Origin of the sequence: Thalassotalea sp. G2M2-11 (assembly GCF_017168195.1) — a bacterium.
Classification (GTDB): domain Bacteria; phylum Pseudomonadota; class Gammaproteobacteria; order Enterobacterales; family Alteromonadaceae; genus Thalassotalea_E.
Map to the genome: position 1 here is coordinate 604949 of NZ_JADNYL010000001.1, position 21717 is coordinate 626665.

The 21717-nt window shown below is 39.5% G+C and carries 26 protein-coding genes; 16 read left to right on the plus strand and 10 right to left on the minus strand.

Translation table 11 applies throughout. From position 1 onward, the window contains the following. Nucleotides 1–31: 31 nt before the first annotated feature. Nucleotides 32–931, plus strand: a complete 900-nt coding sequence (locus IV514_RS02610; protein ID WP_206483343.1) for a class I SAM-dependent methyltransferase — start codon at nucleotides 32–34, stop codon at nucleotides 929–931. A 55-nt stretch (nucleotides 932–986) separates the two neighbouring features. Here the strand turns inward: IV514_RS02610 and IV514_RS02615 are convergent, their stop codons facing one another. Then, the gene (locus IV514_RS02615) at nucleotides 987–1622 is read right to left on the minus strand and encodes a LysE family translocator (protein ID WP_206483344.1); all 636 of its coding nucleotides are present in this window, start codon (nucleotides 1620–1622) and stop codon (nucleotides 987–989) included. Nucleotides 1623–1631: 9 nt separating this feature from the next. Then, nucleotides 1632–2474, minus strand: a complete 843-nt coding sequence (locus IV514_RS02620) for a DNA ligase (protein WP_206483345.1) — start codon at nucleotides 2472–2474, stop codon at nucleotides 1632–1634. A 120-nt stretch (nucleotides 2475–2594) separates the two neighbouring features. Between IV514_RS02620 and IV514_RS02625 the strand changes: the two genes are divergently transcribed. Both IV514_RS02625 and IV514_RS02630 read left to right on the plus strand, forming a co-directional pair. Further along, nucleotides 2595–3074 (plus strand): hypothetical protein, encoded by a 480-nt coding sequence (locus IV514_RS02625; protein ID WP_206483346.1) that lies wholly within the window; start codon nucleotides 2595–2597, stop codon nucleotides 3072–3074. 147 nt (nucleotides 3075–3221) lie between these two features. Next, nucleotides 3222–3446 carry a PGPGW domain-containing protein gene (locus IV514_RS02630; RefSeq protein ID WP_206483347.1) on the plus strand — a complete coding sequence of 75 codons (225 nt, stop codon included), beginning with the start codon at nucleotides 3222–3224 and terminating at the stop codon, nucleotides 3444–3446. Nucleotides 3447–3475: 29 nt separating this feature from the next. On the opposite strand, the gene IV514_RS02635 is transcribed toward IV514_RS02630, so the two are convergent. Then, nucleotides 3476–4183 (minus strand): DUF3581 family protein, encoded by a 708-nt coding sequence (locus IV514_RS02635; RefSeq protein ID WP_206483348.1) that lies wholly within the window; start codon nucleotides 4181–4183, stop codon nucleotides 3476–3478. A 94-nt stretch (nucleotides 4184–4277) separates the two neighbouring features. Beyond that, entirely contained in the window at nucleotides 4278–4622 is a 345-nt protein-coding gene (locus IV514_RS02640) for a GIY-YIG nuclease family protein (protein ID WP_241242152.1), read from the minus strand. Between the two features lie 42 nt (nucleotides 4623–4664). Between IV514_RS02640 and IV514_RS02645 the strand changes: the two genes are divergently transcribed. The 6 genes from IV514_RS02645 (at nucleotide 4665) to IV514_RS02670 (ending at nucleotide 10050) form a co-directional block, all read left to right on the plus strand. Continuing rightward, nucleotides 4665–5495 carry a DUF2797 domain-containing protein gene (locus tag IV514_RS02645; RefSeq protein WP_206483349.1) on the plus strand — a complete coding sequence of 277 codons (831 nt, stop codon included), beginning with the start codon at nucleotides 4665–4667 and terminating at the stop codon, nucleotides 5493–5495. A gap of 207 nt (nucleotides 5496–5702) precedes the next feature. After that, the gene (locus tag IV514_RS02650; protein ID WP_206483350.1) at nucleotides 5703–6548 is read left to right on the plus strand and encodes an HDOD domain-containing protein; all 846 of its coding nucleotides are present in this window, start codon (nucleotides 5703–5705) and stop codon (nucleotides 6546–6548) included. A gap of 50 nt (nucleotides 6549–6598) precedes the next feature. Beyond that, on the plus strand, nucleotides 6599–7012 hold the full coding sequence (locus tag IV514_RS02655) for a globin domain-containing protein (protein WP_206483351.1): 414 nt from the start codon (nucleotides 6599–6601) through the stop codon (nucleotides 7010–7012). 347 nt (nucleotides 7013–7359) lie between these two features. Continuing rightward, nucleotides 7360–7698: a P-II family nitrogen regulator gene (gene glnK / locus IV514_RS02660; protein WP_206483352.1), complete on the plus strand. Its 339-nt coding sequence runs from the start codon at nucleotides 7360–7362 to the stop codon at nucleotides 7696–7698. A gap of 10 nt (nucleotides 7699–7708) precedes the next feature. After that, nucleotides 7709–8974, plus strand: coding sequence for an ammonium transporter (locus IV514_RS02665; RefSeq protein ID WP_206483353.1), 1266 nt, complete (start codon nucleotides 7709–7711; stop codon nucleotides 8972–8974). Nucleotides 8975–9117: 143 nt separating this feature from the next. Then, nucleotides 9118–10050 carry a Dyp-type peroxidase gene (locus IV514_RS02670; protein ID WP_206483354.1) on the plus strand — a complete coding sequence of 311 codons (933 nt, stop codon included), beginning with the start codon at nucleotides 9118–9120 and terminating at the stop codon, nucleotides 10048–10050. Nucleotides 10051–10076: 26 nt separating this feature from the next. Here IV514_RS02670 and argR read toward each other — a convergent pair whose 3' ends face one another. After that, nucleotides 10077–10553, minus strand: a complete 477-nt coding sequence (gene argR, locus IV514_RS02675; protein ID WP_206483355.1) for a transcriptional regulator ArgR — start codon at nucleotides 10551–10553, stop codon at nucleotides 10077–10079. A gap of 197 nt (nucleotides 10554–10750) precedes the next feature. On the opposite strand from argR, the gene mdh reads away from it, so the two are divergent. After that, nucleotides 10751–11686 (plus strand): malate dehydrogenase, encoded by a 936-nt coding sequence (mdh, locus tag IV514_RS02680; RefSeq protein WP_206483356.1) that lies wholly within the window; start codon nucleotides 10751–10753, stop codon nucleotides 11684–11686. A gap of 184 nt (nucleotides 11687–11870) precedes the next feature. Further along, nucleotides 11871–12566 carry a transporter substrate-binding domain-containing protein gene (locus tag IV514_RS02685; RefSeq protein ID WP_206483357.1) on the plus strand — a complete coding sequence of 232 codons (696 nt, stop codon included), beginning with the start codon at nucleotides 11871–11873 and terminating at the stop codon, nucleotides 12564–12566. A 108-nt stretch (nucleotides 12567–12674) separates the two neighbouring features. Here IV514_RS02685 and ispB read toward each other — a convergent pair whose 3' ends face one another. Then, nucleotides 12675–13646: an octaprenyl diphosphate synthase gene (gene ispB, locus IV514_RS02690; protein ID WP_206483358.1), complete on the minus strand. Its 972-nt coding sequence runs from the start codon at nucleotides 13644–13646 to the stop codon at nucleotides 12675–12677. Between the two features lie 229 nt (nucleotides 13647–13875). Between ispB and rplU the strand changes: the two genes are divergently transcribed. The 5 genes from rplU to IV514_RS02715 all read left to right on the plus strand — a co-directional run bounded on the left by rplU (nucleotide 13876) and on the right by IV514_RS02715 (nucleotide 17409). After that, nucleotides 13876–14187: a 50S ribosomal protein L21 gene (rplU, locus tag IV514_RS02695; protein ID WP_206483359.1), complete on the plus strand. Its 312-nt coding sequence runs from the start codon at nucleotides 13876–13878 to the stop codon at nucleotides 14185–14187. Nucleotides 14188–14205: 18 nt separating this feature from the next. Then, nucleotides 14206–14463 carry a 50S ribosomal protein L27 gene (gene rpmA, locus IV514_RS02700; RefSeq protein WP_206483360.1) on the plus strand — a complete coding sequence of 86 codons (258 nt, stop codon included), beginning with the start codon at nucleotides 14206–14208 and terminating at the stop codon, nucleotides 14461–14463. A 227-nt stretch (nucleotides 14464–14690) separates the two neighbouring features. Continuing rightward, complete coding sequence (gene cgtA, locus IV514_RS02705) at nucleotides 14691–15848, plus strand: Obg family GTPase CgtA (RefSeq protein ID WP_206483361.1); 1158 nt, start codon at nucleotides 14691–14693, stop codon at nucleotides 15846–15848. A 175-nt stretch (nucleotides 15849–16023) separates the two neighbouring features. Then, nucleotides 16024–16515 carry a type 3 dihydrofolate reductase gene (folA, locus tag IV514_RS02710; protein ID WP_346776888.1) on the plus strand — a complete coding sequence of 164 codons (492 nt, stop codon included), beginning with the start codon at nucleotides 16024–16026 and terminating at the stop codon, nucleotides 16513–16515. Nucleotides 16516–16518: 3 nt separating this feature from the next. Next, on the plus strand, nucleotides 16519–17409 hold the full coding sequence (locus IV514_RS02715; RefSeq protein ID WP_206483362.1) for a radical SAM protein: 891 nt from the start codon (nucleotides 16519–16521) through the stop codon (nucleotides 17407–17409). Between the two features lie 89 nt (nucleotides 17410–17498). On the opposite strand, the gene IV514_RS02720 is transcribed toward IV514_RS02715, so the two are convergent. The 4 genes from IV514_RS02720 to rsmA all read right to left on the minus strand — a co-directional run bounded on the left by IV514_RS02720 (nucleotide 17499) and on the right by rsmA (nucleotide 21700). Next, nucleotides 17499–19517: a methyl-accepting chemotaxis protein gene (locus tag IV514_RS02720; RefSeq protein WP_206483363.1), complete on the minus strand. Its 2019-nt coding sequence runs from the start codon at nucleotides 19515–19517 to the stop codon at nucleotides 17499–17501. A 152-nt stretch (nucleotides 19518–19669) separates the two neighbouring features. Beyond that, on the minus strand, nucleotides 19670–20488 hold the full coding sequence (locus IV514_RS02725) for a symmetrical bis(5'-nucleosyl)-tetraphosphatase (RefSeq protein ID WP_206483364.1): 819 nt from the start codon (nucleotides 20486–20488) through the stop codon (nucleotides 19670–19672). Between the two features lie 2 nt (nucleotides 20489–20490). Continuing rightward, on the minus strand, nucleotides 20491–20874 hold the full coding sequence (gene apaG, locus IV514_RS02730) for a Co2+/Mg2+ efflux protein ApaG (RefSeq protein WP_206483365.1): 384 nt from the start codon (nucleotides 20872–20874) through the stop codon (nucleotides 20491–20493). A gap of 7 nt (nucleotides 20875–20881) precedes the next feature. Then, a complete protein-coding gene (gene rsmA, locus IV514_RS02735; protein WP_206483366.1) occupies nucleotides 20882–21700 on the minus strand; it encodes a 16S rRNA (adenine(1518)-N(6)/adenine(1519)-N(6))-dimethyltransferase RsmA in 819 nt (272 codons plus the stop codon). Nucleotides 21701–21717: the final 17 nt, after the last annotated feature.

The window sequence follows — 21717 nt, forward strand, 5'->3', positions numbered from 1 at the left end:
ATTATGCGGCTTTTCTTTTTCTTGAGTCATTATGATAGATCACATTAAACAACACTTATTAACGGCTGATCTGGGTGAGTGTCAGCGAGTGTTTCATGGCCGAGGTCATGCCTATCCTGGTTTAGCTCATATCAATGTTGATTGGTTTGAGCCTGTATTGTTGATCACCCTCTATCAAGAAGTTGAGCAGGTGTGGCTAAATGAGCAGGTCGAGCAACTTAAACATTTGTTTGCACATTGTCGCTCCATTCAAGTACAGCATCGCTATCAAAAGTATGCACCAATCGAAGTGGTATTTGGTGAGCAGATAGTTAACCTAGTTGCTAGCGAGCAACAACTTAAATTTAATATTCAATTAGGCAAGGCACAAAACAGTGGGCTATTTTTGGATATGGCCAATGGGCGGCAATGGCTTCGTCAGCATAGTGAAGGTAAAAATATCTTAAACCTGTTTGCTTATACTTGTGCGTTTTCGGTAGCGGCACTTGCAGGCGGAGCTAAGCAAGTTGTTAATATTGATATGGCGAAAGCTTCGTTAGCAAAAGGGCGAGAGAATCACAAACTTAATCAGCAAAATTTAGCAAAAGTAAAATTCGAAGGAGTGGATATTTTTAAGTCGTATGGACGATTAAAAAAATATGGACCTTACGATATTTTAGTGTGTGATCCCCCGTCTTTTCAAAAAGGCAGTGTCAATATTGAACGTGATTATCAAAAAATTATTCGCCGTATTCCACAACTTATGAAGCCTGAGGCTCAATTGATGCTGTGCTTGAACTCCCCTGATTTAACAGAAGATTTTTTATTGGAAGAAGTTGCTAGGGAATGCCCTAATTGCATTTACCAAGGAAAAATCGCTAACCCTGATGTGTTTAAAGAAGCCAAAGCAGGCAAAGGGTTAAAAGTATTATTGTTCAAATACTTGGGGTGAACTTTGACTTCGTTCGGCTGTTAAACGTTAACAGCCGATAGATAATATGAAAGCGCTAATTTAGGACGACACGCGCGGCAAGTAAAATTAAAAAGCTGCCTGTAATTCTGTCGATAATATGGCTGTTACGTTTCAGCTTCTCCAGTATTGGACCTCGAGAAAATAAAAATGCCACGATTAAGTACCAGACGGCATCAATGATCCCAACCGTAGAAACCATGATCACTTTCTTTTCCATAGAGGCTTGTTGGTCGACAAATTGGCTAAATAATGCCAGAAAAAAAATCGCCAGTTTGGGGTTGAGAAACGCAATTAAAAAACCATCGCGCCAACCATTAATGGCATTTTTTTGCTGACTTGATTGTTCTGTATCATCTTGCTCACAGTGGTCGAGCTCAACAGATTGTTGTTTACTCATCAAGGCTTTGACGCCTAGATAAAGCAAAAATGCGGCACCAGCGTATTGGATGATAGTAAATAACATAGGTGATTGCACTATGATCACACCAATGCCTACTGCTGTAAAAGCGGCATATAAAGCTACACCAGCCCCATGACTAATGGCGGTTGCATAGCCTTGCCTAGCGCCGCCAAACAAGGTGTTTTTAACTACTACCGCTAAGCTTGGTCCTGGTGATAACGCTCCCATGACACAAATAAATGCCAACGATAACCATAAATGAAATTCCATCGCTTTACTCTACTTTTTGGCTGAATGTCGAACACGCAGAAAACTGGCAAATCTTGGCACATCTCGTTTTGTTTTACCAATATATTTGAAGGTAATAACGCTGCCGATAGCGGGAGGATTTGCTCTTTCTTTATCTGAAAATCCGGTACCTATTTTAAATTTTATACCGTCAGACGTTCTTACCACTAACGCGCCTAGCATGCCTTGATATTTGCCTTTACCTTCTGTGTGGGCAATAACAGTGGCTTCACTGTCTTGGTAGGGCTTGAGCTTTAATAATGCCTGATTGCGTCCTGATTGATAGTATGCATCTTGCTTATGGAGCATTAACCCTTCTCCACCCGCAGTGACAACCTGGTTAAGCTGTCGATAAAGTTTTGCTTTAGTCGGAATACGGAATTGTTTGACCATACTAAGATAGGGAGAGTCTGTGGTATTGAGCAATTGACCCATTGCGTGAATGCGCGCACTAAAGTGTTGAGGGTGAGCAGGTAAGTCAAACACCATAAAACGTATTTTTTGCCAGCAAGAGTTTTTGGGGATTTTTTGTCTCACGCAAGAAGAGATATACTCAAATTGACCTCGTTGACTCCAAAGTTCTCCATCTAATGGCACGTTAGGCCAATGTTTTGTAAAACTCAGTGGTGCGTGAATACGATTTCCTTGCCTAGTATATAACTGTTTACCATCCCAGTAGCCTCGAATACCATCAAGTTTTTCACTGACCCAATAATCTCTGATATCGATTTCATCGGTGGCGGTGATACCGTGTTGTAGCGGCGGTTCTGTGGCGTTGGTGCATTTAATACAAAGCAGTATAAGTAAAACTGACCACGGGAAAAGTGCTTTCATGGGAACATCCTTGTTCTTCAATTGTTGATAATATTAGTATAGAAATAAATGATGTTTTTTCACTCAACGTTCAAAATCTACACTACACTTGTGTGATTCAAGGATGAATAAGGGATGAACATGGGCAAAAGTTTTGGATTTATCGCATTGTTTTTATTTATGTTGCCAAACATGGGCTGGACAAAACAGCAATGTCAGTCATATTTAAACAAATTTAGACAAGTGCAAGCATTACAACGGCAAGGTCATAGCAATAAGCAAGCTCGAACACTGGCCAGTCGAGAGCAGAAAGCGCGTGATCAATGGTGGCAATGTAAGCAAGGGAAATTGAAGCCTAAGTCAAAAAGAAAAGTGAGCCATAAAAAAAGCCAGCCAAACACTCCGCGTGTTTATCATGACCCTCAAGCAAAGCCTTTGACCAGTTATACCAATGAAGTGGTGATCAAGGGCGCGTTTAGTGGCAAAAAACAACAAGACTGGTTAGATTTTTATCAGCCTTTAGCTAAATGTAAACGCCCACGCTCAACGCAAGAATTTGCTTATTGCATGGAAGAAAGACGTCGTCAGCAGCAGGTGTTTGAGCAGCAATACCAGAAATAATGGGGGATTTGACAATTTATTTGTGATTTAAACTAATTGTTTTGATTGCGAAACATTTAACCTTTTGATTATTAAGTAACTATTTCTTTGGATTGATACTTGCTTAATTGATAGTTCAATCGATTAAATTATTCATAAGAGTGAAAGATGAAAAAGTTAACCTTAACTGTTGTTGGTTTTGCATGTGTTGCTATTGGCCTTATTTTTATCTTATTACCTGGGCCTGCGGTTATTTTTATTCCTCTTGGATTAGCCATATTAAGTACCCAATACCCTTGGGCAAAAAATTGGCTGAGAAAGAGTCAACGTATGATGAGAAAAAGTGCCGTACAAATGGATAGTTGGTGGCTTAAATTTAAACATAGACGATAGAGCCTTTAAGGCTCTATCAAAGTGGATAATTAAGCACTAAATTGCGCTTTTTTACTATTATATTGTTGCACAATATCATCAATGGTTGCTTGTTCGTATGGTCTTAATCCGCTCAGTAGCATATGTTTTTTACCGTGACCAATTTTTTTACCATCAGAGATCAGATCAAAAATCAGATCTGCCACGCCACGCTTTCCATCAATTGATAAGGTAGACTGAGCGAGTTTAAGCTCGACCGAAGTAAAATCGACATTATCTAAATGAATCGCCATGCTTTCATACATGACCATTGGGCGTGTCGGGTTGATCATGACATTATTCTCGGCCATCAGAGCTACCAAAATATGCGGGAACGTTTGCCCTGAGAACTCTACATAAGCTTTGGTTAATGCTGAGATAGTTGCTCTATCTGAGGTGTTTTTACCACTGGCTGTTATGCTCAAGTATTCCTTGTTATTGTCATCAACAATCGAGGCTTGTTGTTCGATAATACTAGGAAAAGTTAACTCGACCCCATCGTTTACCATACCAGAAAAGGTAAACTTCATTTCTTGTGATAAACCGGATTTTTCTAATACTAAAGCGAAAAGTAAATCTCCGGGTACACAAAATCTCTTAGCATCCGCATCATGTAGGGGGTTGAAATCATTTGCAACTTTTTTAGCAAAGTCACTGCCTTGCTGACGTGTAAAACTAATTTTGTTGCCTGAGGCACTACAATAGCTTTCTAAAAACATGGAACCTACTTCAAGGGGAAAATGAAAAACGAGCTATTCTAGCAGTAGTTAAGCAAGAAATCGAAGCTATCCTTTACTGAGCAGACCAGTAAAATCAATGGTTTGAGTGAACATCTGTGATGTTTTTTAGTGTATAGCCGTCGACTAATTTTTCTTTTTGAGCTTTGCTCAATTGTTTTAATTGGTATTCCCGCTGACTTGCTGACTGACGATTCTCTGCTGATTCTAAATAGGCAAGTAGCACAGGTCGGCGTACACGTGTGTATTTTGCGCCGGTTTTATTACATTGATTGTGTTCTATTAATCGTCGTTCGATATCTGTGGTGATACCAGCATATAGACTATTATCTGAACAACGCAGTAAGTAGACACTCCAGTTTGCGGTTTTTTTATTGGTCATCTTCATTATGGTGCAGTTTTTATTGGTGTAGTATGCCATTTTTTCTTATCATGGTTGCAATATAAATGACTCGGTAGAAAAATGCAGACAGACGTTGGTGCCTTACGAAAAATGACAGCTCAATTAGATGAGCAAGGGCAAGTACAATATCAATTACCTATCGGTGAGCAATCGGTGAAGCTCAACCAGTTAATAGGTAAAACATTATCACTTCATTTTCATCATCACATTAGTTGTAGCCATTGCGGCAGAAAAACCAAGAAAAGCTACTCACAAGGTTTTTGCTTCCCTTGCATGCAGAAATTAGCTCAGTGTGATATGTGTATCATGAAGCCTGAAACCTGTCATTTTGATAAAGGTACATGTCGTGAACCTGAATGGGGGGAGACGCATTGTTTTATTCCTCATTATGTTTATTTAGCAAATACCTCAGGTTTAAAAGTCGGTATTACTCGTCATTCACAAGTACCTACTCGCTGGATAGACCAAGGAGCAACTCAAGCACTCCCCATATTTGTGGTAAATACTCGGTTACAGTCAGGGTTAGTGGAAACTGCGTTAGCGGAGTTTATTGCTGACAAAACCAATTGGCGTACTATGCTCAAAGGCAATGCCGAGCCAATAGACTTACAGCAAAAAGCACAAGAGTTAGTGCCACACATAACCCAGCGTTTAGACGATATTCGTTTAAAGTTTGGCGTTGATGCTGTTAAGCAGTTAAACGCTGACATTGTGACGCTTAATTTTCCTGTTGAAGAGTTTCCAACAAAAATAACCTCATTTAGTTTTGATAAAACCGACGTAGTAGCTGGCACATTAATCGGGATAAAAGGGCAATATTTATTATTTGATACTGGAGTCATTAATATCAGAAAATTCTCGTCATATCATATTCATGCACAGTGGCATTAAGGTGTGTGTGTGCGTATTTATATGGGATATTAATTGATTTAAAAAGGGTGAGTGAAATTTTCTTCACGCAAGAAAATTTTGTCTATACTGAGGTTAGCAGTTCGTTATTCCATTTTATATCGTTTTGAGTGAGGAAGTTTTTTGTGGTGGTTTTTAGTTTGAGGTTTTTTCTTATTTACTTCGATATAAGTGGTAAAGGTGCTATTTATGGATGCCATTGATTACGCTGAGAAAGCGAGTGAAGTATTTGTACTATCTGACTCCTTTGTGCGTATAAAGGAATTGATTGATGATGAATCATCAACCATTGATGATATTGCCGATGTGATTTTGTTAGATCCTGCATTATCAGGCACTATTTTAAAACTGGCGAACAGTTCTTTTTTTAACTACCCAGGTAAAATAGATACCATTTCAAAAGCGGTACTCGTACTGGGTATCACTGAGGTATATAACCTAGTCATTGCCTACTTTACGACTAAAGCGTTTAAAGCCATTAAAGCGCCAACGGGGTTTTTAGAAAGCTTTTGGGAGCAAAGTGTTGATTGTGCCTTGATGATAAAGTTTTTAGGCTCTGAGCTATCGGTACCCAATGCTGAGCGATTGTTTATTCTCGGTTTGTTGCACAATTTAGGTGAGCTGGTCATGCAACAGTTCGCAGCAGACGAGGTGGAAAAAATACACCAATTTAAGCATGGTGAGTTACCTTGGGATAAACAAAAACAACAGTTAGGTTTTAGCTTTGGTGACTGTACTGGTGAGTTGTTAAAATTATGGCAACTCCCTTATAACTTGATTGAACCTATTCGCTTTCAAGATGAGCAAGATTTTGAATTTGCTACCACAGATACCAAGCTGTTATACATTGCTAAACGTATGATGCTTGCCAATCATCATGAGCAAAAACTTTCTGTTGAACAACTATTGCCAGCAGAAAAACTAGCCGAAATAGCTGTTAGTTCAGAGATATTTGAACGAGCCAATGATTTCTGTGATATGGAAAGGTTGGCGATACTGGCGGTGCTGAACCCAAGTGCAGCTATGATTTATTAATTAAGGTTAATGAATATCGTCGTTTATATATCTATATTGAAGGAGTCAAAATGCTTCTAACTATGGATGAAAGAAACATCATTAGATTATCGTTTGCCCAGTTAAGCAAAGGCGGTAATGATTTTGCTAAAGTTTTTTACGATAATTTATTTGAGATGGCACCATTAATTAAACCGATGTTTAAAAGTGATCGTGACACGATAGAAAAACACTTCTATGAATTAATTAGCTTCGCTGTGAATGAAGTAGAGCATTTTGAAGATTTTAAGCCTCAGTTAAGAGAACTGGGCAAAAGACATAAAGAATACGGGGCACAAATAGAGCACTTTACCATAATAAAAACCGCATTCATGCTATCACTTCAATACAATCTTAAAGGGCAGTTTGATGAACTATCGGAAACCGCTTGGTCAAAATATGTAGATATTATTGCACAAGAAGTGATTGAAGGGATCTCAACTTAAATGGTACTTGATAGAAACAATATGCAGTTTAACTACACTTTAAACAGTTTGTTCATGGAAGGTTGTGCAAACTAATCAAAACAAACTTAACACCCACTGATCCAATCTCACATTCAGCTTATATGCTTATCTAATTCTTAGGTTGCCTTGAATTTTTAGCTATAAGTGGTGCTGAACACTTAAATGTGCACCACGATTCATCAATCGTATTATTTAAATGCACCAATTTGGTGCTAGCTAGTGCGTTGATACACACGATAACTTGTTATCTATCTGTTTTTGAATGAAAAAAACTATTTGGTACAAGTATTGAATATTCCTATGCAAACTATAAATAGGGGTAGTCAATGAAACTAATTAGCGCAATTGTAAAACCGTTTAAATTAGACGATGTCCGAGAGGCGATTTCTGAAGTCGGTGTTGAAGGGTTAACAGTCAGTGAAGTCAAAGGTTTTGGCCGTCAAAAAGGGCATACAGAGCTCTATCGTGGTGCGGAGTATCAGGTAGACTTTCTACCTAAAGTGAAACTTGAGGTTGCCGTGACTGATGATTTAGTGGAACGTTTAGTCGAAGCGATCACTAAGTCTGCTTACACAGGTAAAATTGGTGATGGCAAAATCTTTGTCTATAACCTTGAACAAGCCGTGCGGATCCGTACCGGTGAAAACGATGTAGAAGCACTTTAAGGGGGATATCATGGAACAAAATATTTTTCACTTACAATATGCCATGGATACCTTTTACTTTTTAGTATGTGGTGCTTTGGTAATGTGGATGGCTGCGGGCTTCTCAATGTTAGAAGCGGGTTTAGTAAGAGCTAAAAATACCACAGAAATTTTAACTAAAAACGTCGCGTTATATGCGATTTCTTGCATGATGTACTTAGCCTGTGGTTATGAAATTATGTATGGCGGTGGTTTCTTTTTATCAGGTATAGAAACGGTTGACTCAGAGGCGGTATTAAAGTCATTTGCTGAGCGTGAAGGTGGTTTTACCGGTGGCGCTATTTATTCCGCGGCTTCAGATTTCTTCTTCCAAGTCGTCTTTGTTGCAACGGCCATGTCTATCGTGTCAGGTGCGGTTGCTGAACGTATGAAGTTATGGGCATTTCTTGCATTTACTGTGGTATTAACTGCCGTGATTTATCCAATGGAAGGTAGTTGGACTTGGGGTGGAAATGCTGTGTTTGGGCTTTATAGCTTAGGCGATTTAGGTTTTTCTGATTTTGCAGGTTCAGGTATTGTGCATATGGCTGGTGCTTCTGCAGCGTTAGCCGGTGTTTTATTGCTGGGGGCTCGTAAAGGTAAATATGGAGCAGACGGTCGTGTAAACGCTATCCCAGGTGCTAATTTACCATTAGCGACTTTAGGTACGTTTATTTTATGGATGGGCTGGTTTGGTTTTAACGGTGGCTCAGTATTAAAGCTAGGTGATATAGGCAACTCGCATTCTGTTGCTATGGTATTTTTAAACACCAATGCTGCCGCTGCTGGTGGTGCTGTAGCTGCATTGATTTTAGCTAAAATATTATTCAAAAAAGCTGATTTAACCATGGCATTAAATGGTGCATTGGCTGGCTTAGTGGCTATTACTGCCGAACCATCAACACCAACGGCGCTGCAAGCGACAGTGTTTGGTGCGCTTGGCGGATTAATTGTTGTATTCTCAATTGTCAGTTTAGATAAATTGAAACTTGATGATCCAGTTGGTGCAATTTCTGTTCATGGTGTGGTTGGTTTGTTCGGCTTATTGATTGTACCGTTAACAAATGATGGCGCTACTTTTAGCGGGCAGCTAATTGGTGCGGCAACGATATTTGCTTGGGTATTCGTTACTAGCTTTGTCGTTTGGTATGTACTTAAAGTGACTATGGGCATTCGTGTTAGCGCTGAAGAAGAATACGAAGGCGTTGACAAAGCCGATTGTGGTATGGAAGCCTATCCAGAATTTACTCGCGGCTAATCATTCGTTACCTGTTATTCTTGAAAGAAAAGCCAACAAGTATTTGCTTGTTGGCTTTTTTATCTCTTAGTGATAAACAACTACTGCTTATTCATTAAAAACGTGTAAAATTAAGCTATTAGTAATTTTTAAGTAGAACAGGTATGGCAAGAGAGCAGTTCGGTATTTGTGCGGAGCCCAGTTTGCATGGCTATTATTTATTATTTAATGCTTTAGATGATAAAAATTCTCATATTCGACAAGCTTTGTCGCGCTTACCTGCGTTATTTGATAAGTACGCGGATCGTTTTTCAGAAAGTAATTTAACGGGCGTTATTGCTATCGGAGCTAATTATTGGGATGAGTTATATCCCCATGCTCGGCCTAAAGCGTTAAAACCGTTTAGTGAAATTAAGTGTGATGATCGAATTGCGCCGTCGGTGAATTATGATCTGTACATTGAAGTGCGCAGTGATCGCGCCGATGTCAATCATATTGTGGCGGGTAAAGTATGCGCTTTATTGGCAGATAGTGTTGAATTGATTGAGCAAGTACGCGGCTTTCGCTTTCTCGATGGACGAGATTTAACTGGCTTTGTAGATGGCACAGAAAATCCTCAAGGTCGTCATAGACGAGAAGTTGCATTGGTGGATGAACAAAGCGACCAAGCATTTTCAAGTGGCAGTTATCTACATATTCAACGTTATCGCCATAATTTAAATTTATGGAATACCCTGAAAGTAAAAGAGCAAGAAGATGTTTTTGCCCGCACTAAATTAGACAACGAAGAGTATACCAGTGAAAATAAACCACTAACGTCACATATTAAGCGTGCTGGCATTAAAGATGCCGATGGCAAAACGCTTGAAATTTTGCGTCAGAGTATGCCGTACGGTGATATGAAGTTACAAGGCTTAATGTTTGTTGCTTATTGTCAATCACCTGAACCATTTGAACTAATGCTCAAGAGCATGATTGAAGGTGACGTTCATGGTCATTCTGACCACCTGTTAAAATACACCCAAGCGGAAACGGGTGCAGCGTTTTTTGCACCAAGTTTGAATTTTTTAGCGACACTCGCAAAGAGCGATAATTAAATTAGCGTACTGCACGCTAATGTTATTTAACTGAATTTTTTAGAAAATAACTCTTCTAGACGTGTTACGGTTTTTTTTATTTCACTGATTTTAGTGGGCGCAATAAAAACAGTGTCATCACCTGCGATAGTGCCCAACACGCCATCACTTTTACTTAAGCTATCTAATAGTCGAGCAATTAACTGAGCCGCCCCAGGACTAGTTCGTAGGATGATCATCATTTCGTTGTATTCAATATCAAGCACCAATTGACGCAATGGGCTTTGCGCTGTAGGTACGCCGAGTTCTGCGGGAAGACAGTACACCATATCTTGACGAGCATTGCGGGTGCGAACCGCACCATATTTACTGAGCATCCGAGATATTTTTGATTGACTGATATTGTCAAAGCCTTGTGTTTTCAGTGCTTCAACAATTTCCCCTTGTGAGCCAAATTGTTCCTGTTTAAGCAAATCTTTAAATGCTTGTACTAATGCTTCTTGTTTCTGCTGAACTGTAGTCATAAAAGTTACATCTATATTGATCTGATGAATGGTTAGAATAGGTTAGTTTTATTTTATACCTAAGTATTATTCCGTTCGTGAAATTATACGCTATCCTTGTATCTCAATACACGATTAAACATTGTTTTTTGTTGTCATATGCTATATCTTTTGGCAGCAAATTATTTACGTAAATACTCAAATTTCGGAGACATCCAATGAAAGTAGCTGTATTAGGCGCAGCTGGCGGTATCGGCCAAGCGTTATCATTATTATTAAAAACTCAATTACCGGCAGGTTCTGAGTTATCTTTATATGACGTTGCACCAGTAGTGCCAGGTGTTGCTGTTGATCTATCTCACATCCCTACAGCGGTTAAAGTTGAAGGTTTTGGTGCTGATGATTTAGCTGATGCATTATCAGGTGCTGATATTGTTATCATTCCTGCAGGTATGCCACGTAAGCCTGGTATGGATCGTGCTGATTTATTTGCAGTGAACGCGGGTATTATTAAGACTTTGGCTGAAGGCATTGTTGCTAATTGCCCTAAAGCATTAGTTGGTATTATCACTAACCCTGTAAATGGTACAGTTCCAATTGTTGCTGAAGTATTTAAAAAAGCAGGTACTTACGATAAAAACCGTGTATTTGGTGTAACAACATTAGATGTTATTCGTAGTGAAGCATTTATTGCTGAATTAAAAGGTTTAGACGTTGCAGATGTTAAAGTGCCAGTGATTGGTGGTCACTCAGGTACAACAATCTTACCATTACTTTCTCAAGTAGAAGGCGCTACTTTCTCAGATGAAGAAGTGGCTGCATTAACACCGCGTATTCAAAATGCTGGTACAGAAGTAGTAAATGCTAAAGCGGGTGGCGGTTCTGCAACTTTATCAATGGGTGCAGCAGCAGCTCGTTTTTGTATGTCTTTAGTGAAAGGTTTACAAGGTGAAAGCGTTGTTGATTATGCGTACGTTGAGGTTGAAGGTGGTGATGCCCCTTACTTTGCTCACCCTGTACGTTTAGGTAAAAATGGTATTGAAGAAATTTTACCTTATGGTGAGTTAAGTGCATTTGAGCAAAAAGCAAAAGACGATATGCTGGCAACACTTAACAGTGATATTCAAGAAGGTGTTGATTTTATCAACGGCTAATTGAGTCGCTCTTTAAAAAAAACCGCCTTCTTAGGCGGTTTTTTTGATCATGCCCTTAAGAAACTGTATGTCATTGTCTTAACTTATTACTTTGATGTGTTAGCATCGGCAAAAATATAACGTTTTGTGTCTCAAAAAACTTTTAATCGCCTATAGTTAAATTAGGAAGCTGAAAGGACATGCTATGAGGTTGATTTTTTGGTTTTTGTTAAGCTTTGTTTGTATTACTCCTTTAGAGGCAAGTGAGCAACCAATTTCTTTTTGTTATGAAGAGTGGGAGCCATACTCCTTTATTGATGAAAATAATCAAGCAGTTGGGGTGAGTGTTGATTATTTAAAATACAAGCTAACTCTTGCCAACATGCAATACAAGTTCTCTGAACTGCCTTTTCCTCGCTGTATGCAGCTAGTAAAGTCAGGAAAAATAGATTTTATTTTGCATGTTGATGAGAATGATAATTTACAGTTGATAAAGCAACCGATTGCAGATTGGGAGCTTACTTTTGCTGTTAGTGATAAAAACCCTATGTCTTTTGAACAGCTTATGCAAAGCAAAGGGCTCAATGTTTTAGTGGCTCGCTCCTATGTATACCCGGCTATTATTGAAGAAAAACTGCAACAAATGTCTGCCAATGTCATTAAAGTTTCATTTTATACTGATGAGGTGGTCGCACTAAAACGGTTATTTCATCGATTAACTGTCGGGCAAGGGCAAGCCATGGTTGTTGATCGGGTCTGGGCTGAGCAAATGATTAAAAAGCACCACTTGCCGATTAAGCTGTTTGATCAGTTATTGGTGAGTATTCCACAATATATTGGTTACATAGCGAGTAATAAACGCAATGGGGAGCGCCTTTCTGCCGCCCTTTCTGAGCCTTAAAAGGTTACCTTTAAGTACTGTGGGAAAGTGATAAAAGTTAAGAACCAATCACTCATACAATGAGTTATAGGCCGCAGTATTAATAATTACGGCCTTTTCGTTGCCAGTTTAAGCGCTTCTATTTGCCGCTATATGCGCCAATGCGATTAACGCTTGTTTATATTCAGACTCAGGAAGCACGGCTAGTGCGCGGATCGCTTTATCAGCTTCTTGTTCGGCAATTTTTTGGGTGTAACGTAACGAACCTGTTTGCTCCATTGCGGTGAGAATGGCGTCTAAATTATCCATGCCATTGCAAGTTTCTATGGCTGCTTTAATCAGTTCACTTTGTTGTGTTGTCCCATGTTGCATCGCATATAATAACGGAAGAGTAGGTTTACCTTCTGCTAAGTCATCACCGACATTTTTCCCCATTTCTTTCGCGTCTGCTGTGTAATCCATAATGTCGTCAACCAGCTGGAAAGCCGTGCCGAGGTATTTACCGTAATCAAGCATGGCTTGTTCTATGGCAGGGGATTGATTTGAAATGACGGCGGCTAAGCGAGTAGCTGCTTCAAACAACTTGGCTGTTTTACAATAAATCACCTGCATATAACTTGCTTCAGTTGTGCTGGCATCATTGCAGTTCATTAATTGTAAAACTTCGCCTTCGGCAACAATATTGGTCGCGTCGGATAAAATATCCATGATCCTCATATTGCCTAATTGAGTCATCATCTGGAATGAACGAGTATATAAAAAGTCTCCGACTAACACACTGGCACTATTACCGAATAATGCATTGGCTGTTTCACGACCTCTGCGCATATTGGATTCATCAACCACATCATCATGTAATAAAGTAGCGGTATGAATAAATTCAATAATGGCAGCAATGTCAATGTGGTCGGTATTGGTATACCCTAATGCTCTGGCTGCCAGTACGGTTAACATGGGGCGCATTCGCTTACCACCACCGTTAACAATGTAAATGCCAAGTTGATTAATTAAGGTTACATCTGATTGAAGTTGCGAATAGATAAGATCATTAACCGCACTCATGTCTGATTGTGCTAATGCTTGTATTTGATTGAGATCCATAGAGCGAACGTGCTAACCCGATTTTGCAAATTGTATACGACTTTTATGGCGTTAAGTTTACACTAATTCGTTCGATAATGAAGGTTATATTCCTTGAGATAATATATTCAATATTAATTAATATTTTTATCTCAATTATGCTTGCGATCACTTATCGCTTCGAGTAGAATTCGCGCCCTATATTTTTAAAATTTAGCGTCTATAACAAATGACGCAGTACGGAGTAGCTATGTACGCGGTATTCCAAAGCGGTGGTAAACAGCACCGTGTAACTGAAGGACAAACAGTTCGTTTAGAAAAAATCGAACTTGAAGTTGGAGCTTCGGTTGAATTCGATAACGTTTTAATGATTGCCGATGGCGATAACATCAATGTAGGCGCGCCTTACATTGCTGGCGGTAAAGTAACAGCAGAAGTTGTGACTCAAGGTCGTGGTGATAAAGTTAAAATTGTTAAGTTTAAACGTCGTAAGCATTCACGCAAAGAGCAGGGCCATCGCCAATGGTTCACTGAAGTGAAGATTACTGGTATTAACGGCTAATTTTAGGAGCATTATAAAATGGCACATAAGAAGGCAGCAGGTAGTACCAAAAACGGTCGCGATTCAGAAAGTAAACGCTTAGGTGTTAAACGTTTCGGTGGTGAGTCAGTTTTAGCGGGTAACATTATTGTTCGTCAACGTGGTACTAAGTTCCACGCAGGTGACAACATGGGTATCGGTAAAGATCACACATTATTTGCATTAGCTGACGGTAAAGTTCAGTTTGATGTAAAAGGTCCAAAAAACCGCAAGTTTGTAAGTATTGTTGCTGAGTAACAGTATTTAGTCTTTGAAAAACCCTGCTGTTTGGCAGGGTTTTTTTTTATATGCAGGGTCTTAATAATAGTTCAGGTATATAAAAACTGTTCGTTTTACAGAATGGTTTAGGCTGCGCTGACGCTAATAAGATAATTATTGCGTTAAATTAACTTTTGTATCAGCTTAGTTGATATAATCGCTTATAATATGTACAGATATTTAGTTTTGGAGTGTTTTATAACACCATGAAATTTGTAGATGAAGTAGAAATTCGTGTTGAAGCTGGCGATGGTGGTAATGGCTGCGTTAGTTTTCGTCGAGAAAAATACATAGAATTTGGTGGCCCAAACGGTGGTGATGGCGGCGATGGTGGCGATGTGTACCTGATCGCTGATGAAGGTTTAAACACCTTAATTGACTATCGTTTTGAGCGTTTTCATCGTGCCAAACGCGGTGAGAATGGTAAAAGCCGTGATATGACCGGTAAAGGGGCGGATGATTTATACCTGAAAGTGCCAATAGGTACTCGCGCCATCGATGTCGATACTGACGAGTTAATTGGTGACTTAACTAAACATAAGCAAACCCTGATGGTGGCTAAAGGTGGTTGGCATGGTTTAGGTAATACACGCTTTAAAAGCAGTACTAACCGAGCTCCACGTCAAAAAACAGATGGCACACCGGGTGAAATTCGCAATTTAAAACTGGAACTGATGCTATTAGCTGATGTTGGCCTTTTGGGTTTACCTAATGCTGGTAAATCGACTCTAATACGCAGTGTTTCCGCTGCGAAACCGAAAGTGGCTGATTATCCGTTTACCACCTTAGTACCTAACCTTGGTGTTGTGCGCCTAGATGCTCAACGAAGTTTTGTCATTGCCGACATCCCAGGTTTGATCAAAGGCGCTTCAGATGGTGCTGGTTTAGGTACACAATTTTTGAAACATTTAGAGCGTTGTCGAGCTTTACTGCATGTGGTCGATGTTATGCCAGTTGATGGTTCTGACCCTTTAGATAATGCCAAAGTGATCATTAACGAGCTAGAATCTCATTCTGCGAAGTTAGCGGATAAGCCTCGATGGCTAGTGTTAAATAAATTAGATTTAATGCTTGAAGAAGATGCTGAAGCAATTAAAACTCGTATTGTTGAAGGGCTAAATTGGCAAGGTGAGGTGTATTGTATTTCTGCCTTTAATAAACAAGGCACGGATGAATTATGCCGAGATCTGATGGATTTCATTGACACCATACCTGGTGAAGTCGAAGAGAGTCCTGAAGAAAAATCAGTTGAGTTTAAGTGGGATACCTACCACCAAGAAGCAATAGATGATTGGGATGACGATCTTGATGATGATGACTGGGACGAAGACGAGTATGATGTGGAAGTGGAATACCGCAAATAATTCATCTTAGTGATCAGAACGTTAATCAATGCCTGTCGTAGTTTACGATGGGCATTTTTATTGTCCGCACTTTTTTGCAGATTCATTTGCAACTAATGAAAAGCTAGTTCAGCATTTTTAAAGATGTCAATGCATGATAAAATTACGCCATCTTTAATCACAGTTTAGATTGTTTATGACCATTCTTTCGATGATAGTTGCTCATGCCGATAACCGTATTATCGGTAAAGACAATGACATGCCTTGGCATTTGCCAGCTGATTTAGCTTATTTCAAAAAAACAACATTAGGAAAGCCTGTGATCATGGGGCGTAAAACCTTTGAATCTATCGGCCGTCCATTACCAGGCAGACAAAATATCGTGATTTCTCGTGATCAACAATACCATGCTCAAGGAGTAGAAACTGCTACTTCTGTTGAACAGGCATTATCGCTTGCCGGTGATGTTGAAGAGGTCATGGTAATTGGTGGTGGAGCCATTTATGAACACTGCTTGCCCGCAGCTGATCGTTTATATATTACACATATTGATGCCGCAATTGAAGGCGATACAAAGTTCCCTTCGTATGATACAGAAAATGATTGGCAAAAAGTGAACAGTGAAATTGTTCCCGCCGATAGTAAAAATGCTTATCAACTCGACTTTGCTGTTTATCAACGTAGGTGAATAATGTATCCGTTAAGTTATACCGAGCCTGTTTTTCGTCCGCCTAGTGAGTGGAAAAGTTTAATTTTACAAGTGACCAATGGCTGCTCTTGGAATCAATGTACTTTTTGTGAAATGTATACCAGTGATGCGAAAAAGTTTAAGCCAAAAAAGCTTGAATTGATCGAGCAAGAGCTGCAACAAGTGGCGCAATCAGGTTTAGCGGTGCATCGAGTTTTTTTGGCTGATGGTGATGCCATGATGTTACCGTTTCGTCAGTTAAAGTCGATACTAGAGCTGATCCAACGCTATTGTCCGCAAGTGACTCGCGTATCGAGTTATTGTTTACCAAGAAATTTACGCAATAAAACGGTTGAACAACTCGCTGAGCTAAGAGCGCTAGGCCTGAGCTTACTTTATGTTGGCTGTGAAAGTGGTGATGATCAGGTATTGTCCATCATAGAAAAAGGTGAAACTTACCAAAGCTCATTGAGCGCATTAACGAAAACCAAACAAGCGGGTATTAAAAGTTCGGTGATGATTTTAAATGGTTTAGGCGGCGTTAAGTATTCAAAGCAACATGCATTAAACTCTGCTCGTTTGATGAATGAAGCGCAACCAGAGTATTTATCTACTCTGGTGGTGTCGTTCCCTCTTGGAGAACAACGTTTTGCACAAGGGTTTAATGGTCAGTTTCAGCAATTAACGCAGCCTGAACTCTTTCAGGAAATGCAGTGGCTTCTGACAACGCTTGATTTAGATAAAACGATTTTTCGTTCAGATCATGCCTCTAATTACCTAGTGCTTAAAGGCGTTTTAGGACAGGATAAAGCAAAAATGTTAGCACAAGTGAATCAGGCAATTAATCACCCTCAAACCATTGCTTTACGGCAAGAATGGCAACGAGGCTTATAGTTACAAGTCGTTAGGGTGATTAACCTATGTTGTTATCGACAATAAAAAAGCCGCTGATAAGCGGCTTTTCTGTGCGTATTTCTTTAAAATCAGAGTTTGAACTCTTGAACGGATAATTGAAGCTCTTCAGCTAGTTTAGCAACTTCACTGCTTGATTCTGCCGTTTGCTTAGAGCCCGCCGTGGTTTGCTCAGCGATGGCAACAATTGACTCTAAGTTTTCACTAATTTCATGAGCAACGGTACTTTGCTCTTCTGCGGCAGTAGCAATTTGTTCACTGCGATCAAAGGCTTCATGTACTGCATGAGTAATTGTTTCGAGTGCTTTATCAGCTTCTTCACTTTGATGAACACAGTCTGTTGCTTGCTTTTTACCTGTTTCCATCACAGCCACTGCTTTTTCAGCACCTGATTGCAAGACTTCGATCATGTTTTGAATTTCTTGCGTGGATTCTTGTGTACGGCTTGCTAAGGTTCTGACTTCATCTGCAACAACGGCAAAGCCTCGACCTTGTTCTCCAGCACGAGCTGCCTCAATAGCAGCGTTTAATGCCAGTAAATTAGTTTGTTCTGCAATACCGCGAATAACATCTAAAATTCCGCCGATTGAAGAGCTATCTTGTTGTAATTTATTAATTACCTGCGAAGCATCTTCAACTTCATTTGCTAATAACTCGATTGTTTTGCGGTTTCTCTCTGAAATTCCTTTTACTCGCTCGGCTTCTTCGTCTGCTTGCTTGATTTCACCTAATGCATCGTTGGCACTGGATAAAACACTTTGCGAAGTGCTACTCATTTCTGTGGTTGCAGATGCCGCTTGTTCAACTTGAGTACGTTGCTCTTCTATTGCCGTTGTACTTTGTGCTGTGACTGCAGAAGTTTGTTCTGCTGCTGTGGCTAATTGTGTTGAGCGGCTAACAATGCCGTTGATCAATGTTCTTAAACTGTCAATAAGTAAGTTGCAGTTACGAGATAATTGAGCAAACTCGTCTTTACCACTTTCATCTAGCTTTCTTGATAAGTCACCAGAGGCAACGACGTTGAGCATGTCATTTACTCGCGCCAGTGGTCGAGTAATACTGATTAAGGTAAACCAAGCGATGGTGATAGCTGCAACGATAGAACCAAGCATGATTAACCAAGTAACGCTATTGCCAGTAGATACCGAGTCTGCGACTAACTCGCCACTTTCCGTTGTAGTTTGGTTCGCTAATTCAATTTGTTTTTTCAAAATATTATTGGCGTTTGTCACATCCGTTTCAGCCGCCGCTAATTTGTCGGTCGCTGTGGTAAGGGCAGTTACTTGAGTTTGTTTATGAGCAAAAATACTGTTAGCTCCCTCAAGTAAGTCATCTAAGCTTGCGATGGTACTGGTCACTGAGCCGGCGATATTATCAACGCCATTGACGGCTAATTCATTGGTGATCTCAGTTGATGTACGTTTAACATCTTCAAAAGTATTGGTGATTTGACCTTTAATCAAATCAATTGATTGAAGATCTGTTAAGTCTCTAAATTCATAACTTGATGCAACGATACCATTTAATTGCGTTTCTAGTTGCTCACCTAAACTAACAGCACGTTGTAACTTACTATCGGCTAACTCATGATCCATAAGGTCAAGCATTAGGGTAGCAGCATCATCTGCCTTTTCTTCCAATGTGAATATTTTGTCAACTAACGTACTGTATTGTTCGATGCTGGTTTTTCGGTTAGCAAATACGGCGTTAATATCAACAACTAAGGTTTCATAAACACTATCTACCTTTTTTAGGTTGCTAAGTAGAGCATTTTCCTCTTTAACGACTGACTTTAATTTTTTTAAATCTTGTCTAAAGGTTGTCTCTAACTGTTCGAATGAGGCTAAATTTTCACCTAATGGTGCGAGTTCTTTCTGATAATAACCCCTTAATGTTAAACCATTTAACTTCACTAGGTTATTGGCTAACTCATTACTACCTCTTAGTGTAGGAATGGCTAATTTACTCTGTTGGAGAGTAGCATCATGGATTTTATTTAAATTATTAAGGGATGTAATACTAGTTAATACAAGTAAAATTGAGATGATGGTGAAACCACCAATTATTTTCATTGCAACAGTTAGGTTCATCTAATTCACCAATTGTTATTAATTTAAGACGTTAGCAAGATATACGTTAGTTATTGTTATAGAGTGATCATTTATCGACAATATACCAAAATACCTTAACAAATTTTAGTATAACAAGCTAACGGAGAATTTCACTTTTAGTGGTTGCTTTATCATGGTTTTTTATGCGTTGGTTCGGTAAATATCGCTTTGTCAGGCCAACGTAAAAAAGTTAGGTGTCCACCCCAAACACAGCCAGTGTCCAGAGCAAATAGATTGGTGTATGGGGTTTGTCCCATTAAGGCAGCCCAGTGACCAAATATCCAATCACAGCCTTTCATTTGAGTCGATGCTAAGTCAAACCAAGGAATTAATTGTGCCGGCGCATCTTTTGGGGATAACTTGTAGTTAAACTCTAATGTACCATCTGTTAGACAATAGCGCATGCGGGTAAACGCATTGATGGTGTAACGAAACTTATCTTCCTCGCTGTATACCTGTTGCCAATCATTTGGTTTCTCACCATACATGATGGCGAGCCAATGTGTGCATTGATTACTGCTAAGTTTTTGCTGCGCAAACTGCGCCATCTCTACCGCTTGTTCTATGCTCCATTGAGGCGAAAGCCCTGCATGAGATAAATACACAGCTTCATTAGGTAGTTTTCTTAATAGCGGTTGCTTTGCTAGCCAGTCCATTAGTTTGGGGGCTTCAGGTGCCGCTAATAACTCATCTAGTTTATCACTTGTCTTTGGCTTTTTTAAACCCGCATAGGTTGCTAACAAATGGAGATCATGGTTACCCAGTACCGTTTTAAAACAATCACCGAGTGAATATAAAAATAGTAAGGTTTGATAGGAGTTGGGACCACGAGCAACAAGATCTCCAGCCGCCCAAAGTTCATCGTGTGCTACATCAAAATTGACACGTTTAAGTAATGCTTTGAGTTCGCTTAAACACCCTTGGATGTCACCAACAAAATAAATTGCCATGGTTAATTTAATATATTGGGCAGGGCTAATCGAAACACAGGAATGGCTACCTGAAATACTTGCTTATCGCTATCAACAAATTGATAGTGTCCTTCCATGGTGCCAAGTGGGGTTTTTAATATACAGCCACTTGTGTAAGTAAAGCTTTGGCCTACGGCTATGTTAGGTTGTTTTCCCACCACACCTTCACCAACCACTGTTGATTTGTCATCATTGGCATCGGTAATGAGCCAATAGCGTGATAATAATTGCGCGCTAGTATCACTATTATTGGTAATGGTGATGGTATAGCTGAAGACATAACGATGTTCTATTTCGCTTGATTGTTGCGGTAGATATGCCGTTTGAACACAAACGTGAAAATCCTTATGTGCTTGAGTATTCATTGATTGCTTAAGTCTCTTTATTTACTGGATGCTCATCGACAAAATTAGCCAAAGCAATATAGTCATCAAGGGATAAGTTTTCTGGTCTAAGGCTTGGATCTAACCCCAATGAGCTCAGTTGTTCAGCAGAAATTAACTTTTTAAAGCTATTTCTAATGGTCTTACGGCGCTGATTAAATGCCGTTAAACACACTTGATTTAAAGTCTTTAGATTGTTTACCGGGTTTTTAATGCTTTTATGCGGGATCAATCTCACAATGGCAGAATCAACTTTCGGTGGCGGCTGGAAAGCTTCTGGACCAATTTCCATAACCGGCATTACTTGGCATTGGTATTGTGTCATGATAGATAAGCGCCCAAATGCTTTACAGTTATGACCGGCTGCCATACGTTCAACGACCTCTTTCTGTAACATAAAGTGCATGTCTTTCACTTTATCTTTAAAGGATAATAAGTGGAAAATAAGCGGTGTTGAAATGTTATAAGGTAAATTGCCAAAAATACGTAAAGGCTTATCAGGGCTTGCTAAGCTGCCAAAGTCAAATTTTAAGGCATCTTGTTCATAGATGGTCAGATGTTTCGCTAAAAAAGGGTGATGTCTTAAACGGTGTGCTAAATCTCGATCTAATTCCACCACTGAAATATCACCAGCTCTTTCGATAACCGGCTCGGTCAGAGCACCTAAGCCCGGACCAATTTCAATTAAATTTTCATTTGGCTCGGGATTAATTGCATCAACAATTTGACTAATCACTGCTTCGTTATGTAAAAAGTTTTGCCCAAAGCGTTTTTTGGCTTGATGGCCTAAATGAGAGTTTTTACTCATATTAATAGATTACCTCA

Excerpts from the sequence above, each read along its gene's own strand:
- IV514_RS02610 (WP_206483343.1), top strand. The coding sequence starts at position 32 with ATGATAGATCACATTAAACAACACTTATTAACGGCTGATCTGGGTGAG.
- mdh (WP_206483356.1), top strand. The coding sequence starts at position 10,751 with ATGAAAGTAGCTGTATTAGGCGCAGCTGGCGGTATCGGCCAAGCGTTA.
- rpmA (WP_206483360.1), top strand. The coding sequence starts at position 14,206 with ATGGCACATAAGAAGGCAGCAGGTAGTACCAAAAACGGTCGCGATTCA.
- IV514_RS02620 (WP_206483345.1), bottom strand. The coding sequence starts at position 2,474 with ATGAAAGCACTTTTCCCGTGGTCAGTTTTACTTATACTGCTTTGTATT.
- IV514_RS02670 (WP_206483354.1), top strand. The coding sequence starts at position 9,118 with ATGGCAAGAGAGCAGTTCGGTATTTGTGCGGAGCCCAGTTTGCATGGC.
- IV514_RS02655 (WP_206483351.1), top strand. The coding sequence starts at position 6,599 with ATGCTTCTAACTATGGATGAAAGAAACATCATTAGATTATCGTTTGCC.
- argR (WP_206483355.1), bottom strand. The coding sequence starts at position 10,553 with ATGACTACAGTTCAGCAGAAACAAGAAGCATTAGTACAAGCATTTAAA.
- cgtA (WP_206483361.1), top strand. The coding sequence starts at position 14,691 with ATGAAATTTGTAGATGAAGTAGAAATTCGTGTTGAAGCTGGCGATGGT.
- IV514_RS02640 (WP_241242152.1), bottom strand. The coding sequence starts at position 4,622 with ATGGCATACTACACCAATAAAAACTGCACCATAATGAAGATGACCAAT.
- IV514_RS02630 (WP_206483347.1), top strand. The coding sequence starts at position 3,222 with ATGAAAAAGTTAACCTTAACTGTTGTTGGTTTTGCATGTGTTGCTATT.
- rsmA (WP_206483366.1), bottom strand. The coding sequence starts at position 21,700 with ATGAGTAAAAACTCTCATTTAGGCCATCAAGCCAAAAAACGCTTTGGG.
- IV514_RS02650 (WP_206483350.1), top strand. The coding sequence starts at position 5,703 with ATGGATGCCATTGATTACGCTGAGAAAGCGAGTGAAGTATTTGTACTA.
- IV514_RS02715 (WP_206483362.1), top strand. The coding sequence starts at position 16,519 with ATGTATCCGTTAAGTTATACCGAGCCTGTTTTTCGTCCGCCTAGTGAG.
- IV514_RS02635 (WP_206483348.1), bottom strand. The coding sequence starts at position 4,183 with ATGTTTTTAGAAAGCTATTGTAGTGCCTCAGGCAACAAAATTAGTTTT.
- IV514_RS02615 (WP_206483344.1), bottom strand. The coding sequence starts at position 1,622 with ATGGAATTTCATTTATGGTTATCGTTGGCATTTATTTGTGTCATGGGA.
- ispB (WP_206483358.1), bottom strand. The coding sequence starts at position 13,646 with ATGGATCTCAATCAAATACAAGCATTAGCACAATCAGACATGAGTGCG.
- IV514_RS02645 (WP_206483349.1), top strand. The coding sequence starts at position 4,665 with ATGCAGACAGACGTTGGTGCCTTACGAAAAATGACAGCTCAATTAGAT.
- IV514_RS02725 (WP_206483364.1), bottom strand. The coding sequence starts at position 20,488 with ATGGCAATTTATTTTGTTGGTGACATCCAAGGGTGTTTAAGCGAACTC.
- IV514_RS02720 (WP_206483363.1), bottom strand. The coding sequence starts at position 19,517 with ATGAACCTAACTGTTGCAATGAAAATAATTGGTGGTTTCACCATCATC.
- glnK (WP_206483352.1), top strand. The coding sequence starts at position 7,360 with ATGAAACTAATTAGCGCAATTGTAAAACCGTTTAAATTAGACGATGTC.
- IV514_RS02625 (WP_206483346.1), top strand. The coding sequence starts at position 2,595 with ATGGGCAAAAGTTTTGGATTTATCGCATTGTTTTTATTTATGTTGCCA.
- rplU (WP_206483359.1), top strand. The coding sequence starts at position 13,876 with ATGTACGCGGTATTCCAAAGCGGTGGTAAACAGCACCGTGTAACTGAA.
- folA (WP_346776888.1), top strand. The coding sequence starts at position 16,024 with ATGACCATTCTTTCGATGATAGTTGCTCATGCCGATAACCGTATTATC.
- IV514_RS02665 (WP_206483353.1), top strand. The coding sequence starts at position 7,709 with ATGGAACAAAATATTTTTCACTTACAATATGCCATGGATACCTTTTAC.
- IV514_RS02685 (WP_206483357.1), top strand. The coding sequence starts at position 11,871 with ATGAGGTTGATTTTTTGGTTTTTGTTAAGCTTTGTTTGTATTACTCCT.
- apaG (WP_206483365.1), bottom strand. The coding sequence starts at position 20,874 with ATGAATACTCAAGCACATAAGGATTTTCACGTTTGTGTTCAAACGGCA.